The 13,066-nt window shown below is 73.3% G+C and carries 13 protein-coding genes; 9 read left to right on the top strand and 4 right to left on the bottom strand.

Going from position 1 to position 13,066, the window contains the following annotated elements; genetic code table 11:
* Nucleotides 1-98: 98 nt before the first annotated feature.
* Entirely contained in the window at nt 99-650 is a 552-nt protein-coding gene (locus tag BXY45_RS11350) for a YceI family protein (protein WP_109774625.1), read from the bottom strand.
* 120 nt (nt 651-770) lie between these two features.
* Between BXY45_RS11350 and BXY45_RS11345 the strand changes: the two genes are divergently transcribed.
* Nucleotides 771-1,271, top strand: coding sequence for a MarR family winged helix-turn-helix transcriptional regulator (locus BXY45_RS11345; protein ID WP_109774624.1), 501 nt, complete (start codon nt 771-773; stop codon nt 1,269-1,271).
* An 18-nt stretch (nt 1,272-1,289) separates the two neighbouring features.
* On the opposite strand, the gene BXY45_RS11340 is transcribed toward BXY45_RS11345, so the two are convergent.
* A complete protein-coding gene (locus tag BXY45_RS11340) occupies nt 1,290-2,417 on the bottom strand; it encodes a VIT1/CCC1 transporter family protein (protein WP_109774623.1) in 1,128 nt (375 codons plus the stop codon).
* A 37-nt stretch (nt 2,418-2,454) separates the two neighbouring features.
* Nucleotides 2,455-3,207 (bottom strand): hypothetical protein, encoded by a 753-nt coding sequence (locus BXY45_RS11335; RefSeq protein WP_109774622.1) that lies wholly within the window; start codon nt 3,205-3,207, stop codon nt 2,455-2,457.
* 54 nt (nt 3,208-3,261) lie between these two features.
* On the opposite strand from BXY45_RS11335, the gene hemL reads away from it, so the two are divergent.
* The 7 genes from hemL (at nt 3,262) to ccsB (ending at nt 10,610) form a co-directional block, all read left to right on the top strand.
* A complete protein-coding gene (gene hemL, locus BXY45_RS11330) occupies nt 3,262-4,641 on the top strand; it encodes a glutamate-1-semialdehyde 2,1-aminomutase (RefSeq protein WP_109774621.1) in 1,380 nt (459 codons plus the stop codon).
* A gap of 155 nt (nt 4,642-4,796) precedes the next feature.
* Nucleotides 4,797-5,711: a transglutaminase family protein gene (locus tag BXY45_RS11325; protein ID WP_109774701.1), complete on the top strand. Its 915-nt coding sequence runs from the start codon at nt 4,797-4,799 to the stop codon at nt 5,709-5,711.
* Nucleotides 5,712-5,815: 104 nt separating this feature from the next.
* Nucleotides 5,816-6,463 carry a histidine phosphatase family protein gene (locus BXY45_RS11320; RefSeq protein ID WP_109774620.1) on the top strand — a complete coding sequence of 216 codons (648 nt, stop codon included), beginning with the start codon at nt 5,816-5,818 and terminating at the stop codon, nt 6,461-6,463.
* The gene (locus tag BXY45_RS11315; protein ID WP_109774619.1) at nt 6,460-7,122 is read left to right on the top strand and encodes a TlpA family protein disulfide reductase; all 663 of its coding nucleotides are present in this window, start codon (nt 6,460-6,462) and stop codon (nt 7,120-7,122) included. The genes BXY45_RS11320 and BXY45_RS11315 overlap by 4 nt, the downstream gene beginning before the upstream one ends.
* Nucleotides 7,119-7,871 carry a cytochrome c biogenesis CcdA family protein gene (locus tag BXY45_RS11310; RefSeq protein ID WP_109774618.1) on the top strand — a complete coding sequence of 251 codons (753 nt, stop codon included), beginning with the start codon at nt 7,119-7,121 and terminating at the stop codon, nt 7,869-7,871. The genes BXY45_RS11315 and BXY45_RS11310 overlap by 4 nt, the downstream gene beginning before the upstream one ends.
* A gap of 28 nt (nt 7,872-7,899) precedes the next feature.
* Nucleotides 7,900-9,594, top strand: a complete 1,695-nt coding sequence (gene resB, locus BXY45_RS11305) for a cytochrome c biogenesis protein ResB (protein WP_109774617.1) — start codon at nt 7,900-7,902, stop codon at nt 9,592-9,594.
* Nucleotides 9,591-10,610, top strand: coding sequence for a c-type cytochrome biogenesis protein CcsB (ccsB, locus tag BXY45_RS11300; RefSeq protein ID WP_211319475.1), 1,020 nt, complete (start codon nt 9,591-9,593; stop codon nt 10,608-10,610). Before resB ends, ccsB begins: the two co-directional genes overlap by 4 nt.
* Nucleotides 10,611-10,804: 194 nt before the next feature.
* Here the strand turns inward: ccsB and BXY45_RS11295 are convergent, their stop codons facing one another.
* Nucleotides 10,805-12,610: a PucR family transcriptional regulator gene (locus tag BXY45_RS11295; protein WP_109774616.1), complete on the bottom strand. Its 1,806-nt coding sequence runs from the start codon at nt 12,608-12,610 to the stop codon at nt 10,805-10,807.
* A 205-nt stretch (nt 12,611-12,815) separates the two neighbouring features.
* Here BXY45_RS11295 and BXY45_RS11290 point away from each other — a divergent pair.
* Nucleotides 12,816-13,066, top strand: a 251-nt coding sequence (locus BXY45_RS11290; protein ID WP_119700377.1) for an aldehyde dehydrogenase family protein, incomplete at its 3' end; no start/stop codon positions are given.

The raw sequence follows: 13,066 nt of genomic DNA, 5'->3' as shown, positions 1-13,066 counted from the left end.
CTGTTCCCTCTCGCACTTGCCGAGGAAAGTGCGCCAAAGGCCACTCCCTTCCCGCACTTGCCGAGGAAAGTGCGGGAAGGAAGGGGCTGGCGGGAGGGTCAGGCCTGCTTGATGGCCGAGATGTCGAGCGTGATCTTGATCTTCTCGCTGACGAGCACGCCGCCGGTCTCCAGGGCCGCGTTCCAGGTCAGCCCGAAGTCCTTGCGGTTGATCTCGGCCTCGGCGGAGAAGCCGGCGCGGGAGTTGCCGAACGGGTCGGTGGCCACCCCCTCGGCGGTCACCTCGAGCTGCACGGGCTTGGTCACGCCGTGGAGGGTGAGCTCGCCGTCGACGACGAAGCCGTCACCGGTCACCTGTACCGCGCTGGAGCGGTAGGTCATGGTCGGGTAGGTCTCGACGTCGAAGAAGTCGGCGCTCTTGAGGTGGCCGTCGCGGTCGGCGCTGCGCGTGTCGATGCTCGCGACCTGGATCGTGGCCTCGACGGAGATCAGGGAGGCGTCCTCGGCCAGCACCACGGTGCCCGCGACGTCGGAGAAGCGGCCGCGCACCTTGGTCACCATCGCGTGGCGGGCGGTGAAGCCGACCTCGGAGTGCGACGGGTCGACGGTGTAGGTACCAGCGACGAGACCGGCGGGCAGGGTGGTGGTCATGGGTCCTCCAGGTGGTGGTGTCGATCTGCGGTTCGTGCGTCGCAGGTCGCGCTGCACGTCCACTGTGACGCACAATGCTTCAACATTCAACTTTGTTCCCGGTCTGGAAGGCTTTCCCCCGTGACCCCCACCTCTGAGGACACCGCTGAGGCCACCTCTGAGCATCAGGCCCACACCCGCTGGCTCGACGCCGACGAGCAACGCATCTGGCGCCTCTACCTCGAAGCCACGCAGCTGCTGAGCCGCCGGCTCGGCCAGGAGCTGGACGAGTCCGAGCACGACCTGTCCCTGGCCGACTACGAGCTGCTCGTCAGGCTCTCGGAGTCACCCGACCGGTCCCTGCGGATGTCCGACCTCGCCGATGACCTGGTGCACTCCCGGAGCCGCCTCACGCACGCCATCTCGCGCCTGGAGGCCCGCGGGCTCGTCGAGCGTCGCGCCTGCCCGGAGGACCGCCGCGGCGTGCTCGCCGTCATGACCCCTGCGGGCTTCGCTGCCCTGGAAGCCGCGGCGCCCCTGCATGTCGCCGGAGTGCGGGAGCACCTGTTCGACAGGCTCTCGCCCAAGGACGTCGCGGCACTCGGCCGGATCTGCGCCACGCTGGCCGAGCACCTGCGCTGACGCTGCTCTGGAGCGGGCTCAGCCGAGGGTCGTGCCGAAGGCCAACCCGAGCAGGTAGGTCACGGCGGCGGCGCCCAGCCCGATGGCCAGCTGGCGCAGCCCCCGCAGCAGCAGCGGGCCGCCGGACAGCACGCCCACGACGGCGCCGGTGCTCATCAGCGCCAGCGAGACCAGCACGAGCGCGGTGACCAGCGCCGCAGCCTCCTCCAGCCCCACGAGGAACGGCAGCACGGGCACCAGCGCCCCACTGGCGAAGAAGACGAACGAGGAGCCCGCGGCGGCCCAGGCGCTGCCGACGACGTCGTCGCCGTCGTCCTGCTGAACCCCCAGGGACGGCGACAGCGACCGCGCCCCCGAGCCTCGCGGCTGACCGCCGGACAGCGCCGCCAGCTGCTCGGCGGCGTGGCGCTCGGCTTCCGCCTCCTCCATGCCGCGGGCCCGGTAGACCAGGGCGAGTTCGTTAGCGTCGACGTCGAGGGCGCCCACCACCGACGCCGAGCTCGGGGCCGGCGCGGAGGCGGCGATGAGCTCACGCTGGGAGCGCACCGAGACGTACTCACCGGCCGCCATCGACAGGGCCCCGGCCAGCAGCCCCGAGATGCCGGTGAGCAGCACCACCTGGGTGCTCGTGCCTGCTCCGGCGACGCCGAGCACGAGCGCGAGGTTGGAGACCAGGCCGTCGTTGGCGCCGAACACCGCGGCGCGGAAGGTCCCCGAGACCCTGGCCCGCCCCCGGGCCGCCAGTCCGCGGACCACCTCGCCGTGCACCTGCTCGTCGGCGGCCATCGCGGCTGTCGCGTGCGGGTCGCGGCCGTACGTCGAGCGGCCCTCGGCCTGCTGCGCCAGCGCCAGCACGAACACCGAGCCGAACCGCTGCGCCAGCAGGGCCAGCAGCCGCAACCCGATGCTGGGCCGACCGGGCCGCGGGGGAGCGCCCGTGCTCTGCTCGATGAGCGCCGCCCAGTGCGCCGCGTGGCGACCCTCGGCCTCGGCGAGGGCCAGCAGCACCTCGCGGTCTTCCCCGCCGCGCCGCGCGGCGAGGCGCCGGTACACGGTGGCCTCGTACTGCTCGTCGGCGAGCAGCCGCCGCCACCGCCGGACGTCGCGCGACGACGTCGGGCTGGGGTTGCCGGTCACGGCGCTCATGATGGCCGCGGGGGCACCGGATCGCTCGCGGGCACGATCAGAAGCTCGGGTCGAGCACGAGGAAGTGCCCCGTGGCCGCGTACCAGGCGGCATCCAGCAGCAGCCCCGCGCCCAGCAGGGCCAGCGCCGCCGTCACGAGGTGACGCACGGCAGGGCGTACCCGTGCCCACCAGCGGGTGAACAGCGCCGACGCCCGGTCGTGCCCACCGCGCACTACTGCCACGAGCAGCAGCACCAGCGGCGCCTGGCTCACCACCGACCAGACCACGTGCGCCGCCACGACCTCCGCCAGGGGCTCGCCACGACCGGCCAGCACCACGACGCCGACGAAGGACGGGTCGAGGACCGACCCGGCCGAGAAGGCGACGGCGGCGCCCACCAGGCCCGCTCCGCCCGCCAGTAGCGCGCCGGGGCCACGCCGCGCGCCCGCGGCGGCGTCCTCGGTCGCCTCGCCCGCCGGGTCGGCTCGGCGTCGCAGCCGCGCGACCGCCCACCCCAGCGCGAGTACGCCCGCGAGCGCTTCGAGCCCGGCGGTCAGCGGGCCGCCGGGCAGCGCGCCAGCCCAGTCGACACCGGCCAGCGAAGCACCCGCCGTGAGGGAAAGCACCACGCCGAGGGCCGTCGACAGGCCCACGATGAGCCCGCCGAAGAGGAGGACGGCGCGGCGGCGCGCACCCGCAGCCAGCGCTGCCACGGCGAGCAGGGCACCGGTGGGGTCGAGGCCGGCCACGCCCAGGCCCGCGGCGGCGAGCAGCAGGCCGGCGGCCCCGTTCAGCGCGCCGTCGATCACACCCGCACGCTAGGCCCGGTCGTCGTCGAAATCGCCCGCGGGGAGGATGGCGGGGTGACCGCGACCAGCTCGACCGGCGTCCCCTCCGACCTCACGCCCGCTCCCGCTTCCCAGGCGCTCTTCGACCGCGCGAGCGCGGTGCTGCCCGGCGGGGTCAACTCCCCCGTGCGTGCGTTCCGCGCGGTCGGGGGCACGCCGCGGTTCACCGCGTCGGCGTCCGGGCCGTGGCTCACCGATGCCGACGGCGTGCGCCGGGTCGACCTCATCGGCTCGTGGGGCCCGATGATCCTGGGGCACGGCCACCCGGCGGTCCGCGAGGCCGTGGTGGCCGCGGCCGAGAAGGGGTTCAGCTTCGGCACGCCCAGCGAGGGCGAGGTGCTGCTCGCGGAGGAGCTGGTGGCCCGCGTGGAGCCGCTGGAGAAGGTGCGCCTGGTCAGCTCCGGCACCGAGGCGACCATGAGCGCCATCCGCCTCGCCCGCGGCTTCACCGGCCGGCCCGTGGTGGTGAAGTTCGCCGGTTGCTACCACGGCCACGTCGACGCCCTGCTCGCCTCCGCCGGCTCCGGGCTGGCCACGTTCGCCCTGCCCGACACCCCCGGTGTCACCCCGGAGAGCGCCGCCGAGACGCTCGTGCTGCCCTTCAACGACGTCCCTGCCCTGGAGCAGGCGTTCGCCGTTCACGGTGACCGGATCGCGTGCGTCATCACCGAGGCCGCCGCCGGCAACATGGGCGTGGTGCCCCCGGCTCCGGGGTGGACGGCGGCGCTGCTGCGCGAGACCCGCCGCGCCGGCGCGCTGCTCATCAGCGACGAGGTGATGACCGGCTTCCGCCTCTCCCGCGCCGGCTGGTTCGGACTGGAGGGCCGCCAGCGCGTCGACCTCGGCGACGGGGCGGGGGAGCAGGCACTGGCGCCGGACCTGTTCACCTTCGGCAAGGTCATGGGCGGTGGGTTCCCCGTGGCCGCGTTCGGCGGCCGGGCTGACGTCATGGCCCACCTGGCGCCGGCCGGACCCGTCTACCAGGCGGGCACGCTCTCGGGGAATCCGGTGGCCTCGGCGGCGGGTCTCGCGACACTGCAGCACTGCACCGACGAGGTCTACGCCCGCGTCGACGCCGTCGCCGCGACCATCCGCGACGCCGCCTCCGCCGCGCTGGCGGCCGAGGGTGTGCCCCACACCCTGGGGGTGGCGGGCAGCATGTTCAGCGTCTTCTTCACCGATGTCGACGTGGTCGACTACGACACCGCCCGCACCCAGGACGCCGGCGCGTTCGCGGCGTTCTTCCACGCCATGCTCGACGCCGGGGTGCACCTGCCGCCGTCCTGCTACGAGTCGTGGTTCTGCTCGGCTTCCCACGACGACGACGCCGTCAACGTCGTCCTGGAGGCCCTTCCGGTGGCCGCTCGAGCTGCGGCCGCGGCGCAGGGAGGGTAAGAACGGACCCCCTGAATCACTCAGGGGGACGGATCTTCGACCGATCGACGGACTGTGCCGGTGCGGCGCAACACCGCGGAAACGGAAGACGTGCAGGATCCGTGCATGACGGCGTCGGTCGCTGGGTGCGGCCCTGCTGAAGGGGCCCTCCTGTGATGCTCGACGCCCTCTCCGCTCCACTGCTCACCGCGCAGACTGCTGAGCTGGACGCCGCGTCCCGCGTGACGTACCGCCTCGCGCAGACGTTCCGATACACGTACGACGCTCCGGTCGCCGACCTGCGCCAGCGCCTCGTGGTGCTGCCGCCGGTCCTCCACGGTGACGTGCACCGTCGCGTGGCCAGCCTGAGCGTGAGCGGCCTGGAGGACGGCGCCGCCCGTCGCACCGACCGACGCGACGCCTTCGGCAACATCGTCACCCGGGTCCGGGCCGACGCCGTGGCCGAGCACGTGGAGTTCGCCCTCACCGCCGTGCTCGAGCGCGTGGTGCCCGCGGCCCCCCACGAGGCCCACGCGGTGGTGTCCAAGGCGGCCCTGCGTGACCCGCGTCTCCTGGCGCCCACGTCCCTCACCGCCCCCGACGCCGCGATCATCGAACTCGCCGAGTCGCTGCGCCGCCCCGAGAACCCCGTGGAGACGGCCGAACGCGTCTGCTCCGCCGTGCACGCCCGGTTCCGCTACGAGTTCGGGACGACGACGACGCGCACCACGGCCGCGCAGGCCCTCGCCGGAGGCGTCGGCGTCTGCCAGGACTACGCGCACGTGATGATCTCGGTGATGCGTCACCTCGGGATCCCCACCCGGTACGTCTCCGGTCACCTCATCGGGCAGGGCGGGACGCACGCGTGGGTCGACGTCGTCGTCCCCGGCCTCGTCGAGGGGCAGCCCGGCGCGGTGGCCGTGGCCTTCGACCCCTGCAACGACAAGCGCGCCGGCGCCGGGCACCTCACCATCGCCGTCGGGCGTGACTACGCCGACGTCGCTCCCACCTCGGGCAGCTACACCGGCGAGGGCGTGCGCGGGGTGCTGACCTCCACCCGCGACCTGGGAGTCGTCAGCATCCAGGCCTGACACGCCGGGATGCCGCGCCGGCGCCACGCCGACGGGTGTGACGTCGCGCGCAGCGCTCTGGCGTGCGGCCTCCGGCACCCAGGTGTGGATGGGATGCTGGGCGCATGGCCCTCACCGCCGTCCACCTGCTGCGCCACGGGGAGGTCCACAACCCTCAACGCGTGCTCTACGGCCGGCTCCCGGGCTACCGCCTCTCCGAACGCGGCCAGCAGATGGCCCGGCTCGTGGCCACCACGCTGCGCGAGGAGGGCGCCGACGTCGTCGAGGTGATCGCCTCCCCGCTGCAGCGCGCACAGGAGACCGCCGCGCCCCTCGGTGAGGCGTTCGGTCTGACCGTCGGCACCGACGAGCGGCTGATCGAGGCCGCCAACCATTTCGAGGGCCTGACGTTCGGGGTCGGCGACGGCGCGCTGACCCGCCCCCGCCACTGGTGGGTGCTGCGCAACCCGCTGCGGCCCTCCTGGGGCGAGCCGTACGCCGAGCAGGCCGAGCGTGTGCTGGCTGTGGCCCGCGAGGCCGCCGCGCGCAACGCCGGCCACGAGACCGTGCTGGTCGCCCACCAGCTGCCCATCTACAGCGCGCGCCGCCGCGCCGAGGGCCGTCGCCTCTGGCACGACCCCCGCAAACGCCAGTGCACCCTCGCCAGCCTCACCACCCTGCGCTTCGACGGCACGGCGCTGGTGGGGGTGGACTACCGCGAGCCTGCCGCCTCGCTGCTGCCGGGCGCCGTCGACACGGCGGGCGCAGCGTGAGCGAGTTCTCTGGGCAGCACGGCGCTGCGCGACAGCACGGCCCTTCGCGGCGCGCACTGCTGGCGGGCGCTCTCGCGCTGCCCGCGGCCGCCGCGCTCGCGGCCTGCGACGGCCTGGGCCAGGCGGGCGGCGATACCGGCAACCAGCAGGGCTACGTCTCGGGCACCGGAGACCTGACCATCCTGGCCGCCTCACAGCGATCAGCGCCGGTGGTGCTCTCGGGGCCGACGTCCCACGGCCCCACCCTCGACATCGCCGACTGGCGTGGCCAGGTGGTGGTCATCAACGTCTGGTGGGCCGCCTGCGCCCCGTGCCGGGTCGAGGCGCCCGAGCTGGCCGCTGTCGCGAACGACACCCCCGGTGTCCAATGGCTCGGCATCAACACCCGCGACGACGCCGCTGTGGCCCAGACGTTCGAGCGGGAGTTCGGGATCCCTTACCCGAGCGTCCTCGATGCTGGCTCCGGGCAGGGGCTGCTGGCGCTGCGCGGCACCATCCCGCCGCAGGCCGTTCCGTCCACGGTGGTCCTCGACACCGAGGGCCGCCCCGCGGCGCGCATCGTCGGTCGCGCCCAGAAGAGTGTGCTGCGCGGGGTCATCGATGACGTGGTGAGCGGCCGCGCCGACAACGGCGACTCCGGGGCCGGGGGCAGCGCGTGAGCGCCGCCGCGACCTTCCAGCAGCTTGCCGGGGGAGGGCCCCTCCTCGTCGGGGCGCTCGTGGCCGCGGTGGCGGGCGTGGTGAGCTTCGCCTCGCCGTGCGTGCTGCCGCTGGTGCCCGGGTATCTCGGCTACGTCACGGGGCTCACCGGTGTCGACCTCGAGCGGCAGCGCCGAGGGCGGCTGCTGCTCGGGTCGGTGCTCTTCGTCCTCGGGTTCACGGCCGTGTTCGTGGCCTACGGGTACGCCTTCGGCTCGCTGGGGGCCTTCCTCGTGGGGCACCAGGTCGAGTTGACCCGCTGGATGGGCGTCGTCGTCGTCCTCATGGGGCTGGCCTTCCTCGGTGTCGTGCCCGGTTTGCGGGGCGAAGCCAAGGTGCGCTGGCGCCCTGCCGCCGGTCTGGTTGGCGCGCCGCTGCTCGGCGCGACCTTCGGCCTGGGGTGGACCCCCTGCATCGGCCCGACGCTCGCCGTCGTCCTGGCGCTCGCCACCGACGCCGGCACCGCCACGCGCGGGGTGCTGCTGAGCCTGGCCTACTGCCTGGGTCTCGGGCTGCCGTTCGTGCTCGTGGCCCTCGGGCTAGGGCGCTCGGCCCGCGCCCTGGAGTGGGTGCGCCACCGTCGGCTGGTCATCGCGCGTGCGGGCGGCGTCGCCCTGGTCGTCGTCGGGGTACTGCTCGTGAGCGGCCTGTGGAACCAGTGGCTCGGCGCGCTGCAGGGCAGCATCGCCGGGTGGGAGACCCCGGTCTGATGGGGCAGCGCAAGGAGGTCGGGGGCGCGTGACCACCGTCGAGGAGCAGCGCACGGCCGCTGAGCCGCCGCCGGAGAGCCCGCAGCCCGTGGGGCTCGGCCTCATCGGGTGGCTGCGCTGGATGTGGCGCCAGCTGACGAGCATGAGGACGGCGCTGCTGCTGCTCCTGCTGCTCGCCGTGCTGGCCGTGCCGGGATCGCTGTTCCCGCAGCGCAACATCGACCAGGTCGCCGTCGCCCGGTACTTCGAGGACAACCCCGCGAGCGCCCCCTGGCTCGACCGGCTCAGCCTCTTCGACGTCTACTCCTCACCCTGGTTCTCCGCGGTCTACCTGCTGCTGTTCATCAGCCTGGTCGGCTGCGTGCTGCCGCGGACCAAGGTGCACCTGGCCAACCTGCGCCAGGCGCCGCCGCGCACCCCCGCCCGTCTCGCTCGGCTGCCCGAGCACCGCGCGGTGCAGGTCGACGCCCCGCCCGCGGCGGTGCTGGAGGCGGCCCGCGCGGTGCTCCGCGCGCGCCGGTACCGCACGGCGGACTTCACCGATGCCCGCGGCGCTTCGCTCGCCGGGCAGCGCGGGGAGCTGCGCGAGACCGGCAACCTGCTGTTCCACCTGTCGCTGGTGGGCGTGCTCATCGCGATCGGCGTCGGCGGGTTGTACGGGTACCGCGCGCAGATGATCGTTCAACAGGGGAAGGCCTACGCCAACTCCGTCGCCGCGTACGACAGCTGGGACCCGGGCGCCCTTGTCGACAGCGCGGCCCTCCCGCCGTTCGCCTTCACGCTCGACGCTCTGCACGTCGCCTTCGACGAGGACGCCACGGGCAACCAGTTCGGCGCGCCGCGCAGCTTCTCCGCCGACGTAACCCTCATCGACGCTCCGGGTGACGCGCCGCAGCAACGCCAGATCCGCGTCAACGAGCCGCTGCGCGCCGGGGGTGCTTCGGTCTACCTCGCGGGCAACGGGTACGCCCCCGTGGTCACCGTGCGTGACGCGGCAGGCAACGTCGTCTTCTCCCAGGGCACGCCGTTCCTCGTGCAGGACGCCGACTACACCTCCACCGGGGTCATCAAGATCCCCGGGCCCGGGGACGACCTCGGCCTCCAAGGGCTGCTCCTTCCCACAGTCTCCGCGGACCCCGCCGGAGTGCCGGTCTCGACCTTCCCCGACCTCCGCAACCCGGAGGTGCTGTTCTTCGCGTACACCGGAGACCTCGGCATCGACGACGGCGTGCCGCAGAACGTCTACGAGCTCGACACCTCGCGCATGCAGCGGGTGACCAGCCCCGACGGGCAGCCGCTGCGGTTCGCCATGAAGGTCGGCGAGACCTACCAGCTGCCCAACGGGCTCGGTTCGGTGACGCTCGACAGGATCGACAGGTACGCCGGCTTCACCGTCCGGCACGACCCCGCCCGTGCCGCCGCGTTGATCTCCTCGATGCTCGCCATCGTCGGACTCACCGCGTCGCTGTTCGTGCCGCGTCGCCGGTTGTGGGTCCGCGCCGCGCCCGCCAGTAGCGGATCTGGCGGAACTGCCGGTGGCACCCTCCTGGAGGTGGGAGCGCTGGCCCGCAGCGAAGACCACGGCTTGGCCGCCGAGGCTGATGCCGTGCTGGCGGCCGTCCTCGCGCGCCTGCCCAGCAGCTCCCCGGAACGGACCCCCGGGCAGCAGAGCTCCAGAGACACTGACAAGACCCAGTCACCCCCGCGACAGGAGGAGCCGTGAGCGTCGACGAGTCGCTGGCCTCGGCCAGCAACGCCCTCGTCTACTCGGCCATGGCCGTGTACACCCTGGCCCTCGGCGCCAGCACCATGGACCTGGCCGCCCTCGGCGACCGCGCCTCGGCGCGGATGCGCAAGAAGCAGCAGGGCAAGAGCCAGCAGATGAGTGCCGGGGTGGCCGGGGGCGGCGGCACCGCGACCGTGGTCCGCACCTCGGCCTCCGAGGAGCCGATCTCCCTGGCCGAGGACGGCGCCTCCCGCAAGGTCGCACGCATCGCCGTGTCACTCACCGTGCTCGCGCTGCTGCTGCACATCGGCGGTGTGGTGACGCGCGGGCTCTCGGCGCACCGGGCGCCCTGGGGCAACATGTACGAGTTCTCGGTGACGGGCACGTCCGTCGTCGTCCTCGTCTACCTGCTCGTGCTGACCCGGCGCGACGTGCGCTGGCTGTCGACGTTCGTGCTGGCGCCCGTGCTGCTGAGCCTGGGGCTCGCGGTCGCGGTGTTCTACACCGACTCGGCGCCGCTCGTGCCCGCGCTGCAGAGCTACTGGCTGGTCATCCACGTGTCGGTGGCGTTCATCAGCATCTCGCTGTTCGTGCTGGCGTTCTCCACCACGGTGCTGCAGCTCGTGCAGGAGCGGCGTGAGATCAAGCGGGCCGCGGGCGAGACTCTCGGCGCCGGACGCTTCATGGAGGCGCTGCCCACCTCCACCGATCTGGAGAAGCTCTCCTACCGCCTCATCGCCATCTCGTTCCCGCTGTGGGGCTTCACGCTGGTGGCGGGAGCCATCTGGGCCGAGGTCGCCTGGGGCCGGTACTGGAACTGGGACCCCAAGGAGGTGTGGACCTTCATCATCTGGGTGGTCTACGCCGCCTACCTGCACGCTCGCGCCACCGGCGGCTGGAACGGGCGCCGCGCCGCGTACCTTTCCATGGCCGGGTTCGCCTGCATCATCATCAACTACGTCGTGGTGAACGTGTTCTTCCCCGGCAACCACTCCTACGCCGGGATCGGCTGAGCGCGGCTGAGCTGGGCCCTCGTCACGGGGCGGTGACGAGGGGCCGCAGCGCGGCCCGCTCCTCCTCGGTGAGCTCGTCCTCGTCGTAGCGGTAGATGTTCGCCGTCGCGGCGCGCTGAGCGCCCAGCGCGTCACCAGCACGGACCAGGCGGGCCAGGGCGGCGGCGTCCCCGATCGTTGTACTTGTATTTGGATTACTGGTCAGACCAGTATCCGGAGTGTCCTCGGTTCCCTGGACTGTGCGACGCCGTCTCCAGGCCGCGGTACGCCAGGAGCGCCACCTGGAGCGACGTCCTGGTCTCCGGGTCGCCGAGGTCGCGGTCCAGTCGCTCGGAGAGGCGGCGAACCCTCGCGTAGAGCGACGGGCGGTTGGCGTCCAGTGCCGACGCCAGCTGCGTCATCGACCCGCCGCTGGCGAGGAACGCCTCCAGTAGGGCGAGGTCGTCGACGTCCCGCGGGGTGCCGTGGAGCAGGGGGGCGAGCTGGTCGTCCACGTAGGACTGCAGCTGGGGGTCCGAGCGCAACCGCCACAGGAGCCACCGCACGCCCAGGTCTTGCCGGCGGTACACGGTTCCCTGAGGCGCCGGAGGTGCTGAGGCCGCTGGGGGTGCCTCGGGCGACGCCGAGGCCACCTCCGCCACCTCGCACGCCTCGAGGAGTCCCTCACCTGCCTCCACCAGTGCCGACGTGACCGGGGCCACGGCAACAACAGGGACGACGACGGCGACGGCGGGAACCGTGCGAGCCGACCCGCTGGACGACGCGGTGGCCAGCGCGCGGGCCAGGCTCTCTGCCGCCCTGGCAGCGGCCGCGTGCACGCCGTCGTCGTCCCCGTCCCTGGCGCTGCCCTGACCGGCCGCTGCGGTGGCGTCCGAGGTGGCGCGCGCCGTCCCGGGCACCACGAGGAGCACGCCCGTCGTCCCCGGGCCGATGGTGGCCACCAGCCCCGTCTGCCCCGTCCGCTCCAGCGCCCGGCCCACGGCCTCGGCGTCCTCCGCGGATCGGTCGCCGCCGGATCGCTCGTTGCTCGATCGCCCCTCGGCGCTCGCGGGCCGCGGGTGCTTCACCGCGAGGGGTAGCAGTGCGCAGGGGACGGGCAGGCCGAGCGCGCGCGCCCGCGCCCGCAGCGTCGGCTCGTGCCGACGGTCGGCGCCGAGCAGGTCGGCCAGGAGTTCGCCGCTCGCCCTGCGTGCCGGGTCGGTGCAGTCACCGCTCACCAAGCGGATCACGGTCAGTGCCTCGGCGGCGCGCTCCAACACCATGAGCGTCCGTTGGTCATCGAGGGCGGCTCCGGGAACCACGACCCGGCCCCACCGCGACCCCGGCGGGCCGACCGGGCACGCCGTCCAGTCCTCCGGTCCCCCGGTGACCGTCGAGGTGGAGAACGGCAGCCGGCGCGACCGCTGAGCCCAGCTGGCCAGCACCTCCGCCGCGGCACCCCCCGCCAGCCCGAGAGCCCGGTGGGCCAGGTCCTCCAGCACCACGGCGCACCCGAGGAGCTCGCTGGCGCGGTCGAGCACCACCTGGGTGGTGTGGGGGCTCCCGCTCGTGGTGAGGGCGGAGAAGGCGGTCTGCACTTCCTCGCTGAACCGCAGTCGCTCGTACTGCTCGTGGAGCAACTGACCATGGACGGCCTCCGTGATCGCGACGAACCGCACCCCCCGGGTGAGTTCCACCAGGGCGAACTTCTGCTCGCGGGCGGCGTCGACGAGGCGGTCCGGGAGGGTGGGCAGCGACGGACTCAGCTCGACGACGAGACCGGCCACCCCCCGCTCGTGCAGGGAGCGGAGGTAGGCGGTCGTGTCGAGGCCTTCGTCGCGCAGGCGCATACCCGTCGACAGCAACAGCTCGCCGCCACGCAGTAGGCCCGCGACCTCGGTGAGCTCACTGATGTGCACCCAGCGGACGACGGCGTCCAGGGCGCGGCCGCCGACGCGGACCCGTGGCCGGCCCGCGGCGACCGCCGGGAGGGCAAGGACGTCAGCGACGGTGATGGCCACGAGCGGACGCTATCGGCGCGGCAACGTTATGACGCGTAGTGGCGGTAAAGAACGACGATCTGTCGCTGGATGGCCGAGGTGCGCGTCACGCACTGTGTCCCACGACGCCACCGGAGCCAGCCCCCGGGTCACCCCCACCTGGGCGGGCAATCCCCGGCAAGAACTTCCACCCCGACCCTCCGAGCAGGATTGAGGCGCGAGAGCCATGAGCGAGACCCAGCAGACGGTGCAGCACTGGATCGATGGGGTTGCCACCTCTGGTGCCTCTACCCGCACCGCCGACGTCTTCGACCCCGCCACCGGGCAGGTGGCCCGCCTGGTGGTGCTGGCCGAGCCTGCTGATGTGGACGCCGCGGTCGCCTCGGCGAAGGCGGCGTTCCCCGCCTGGCGTGACACGTCCCTGGCCAAGCGCACCCAGGTGCTGTTCGCCTTCCGGGAACTGCTCAACGCCCGCGC

Source organism: Quadrisphaera granulorum (assembly GCF_003149145.1).
Taxonomy (GTDB): domain Bacteria; phylum Actinomycetota; class Actinomycetes; order Actinomycetales; family Quadrisphaeraceae; genus Quadrisphaera; species Quadrisphaera granulorum.
Note: the sequence above shows the minus strand (reverse complement) of the source record. Positions and strands in the feature narration are given on the sequence as shown.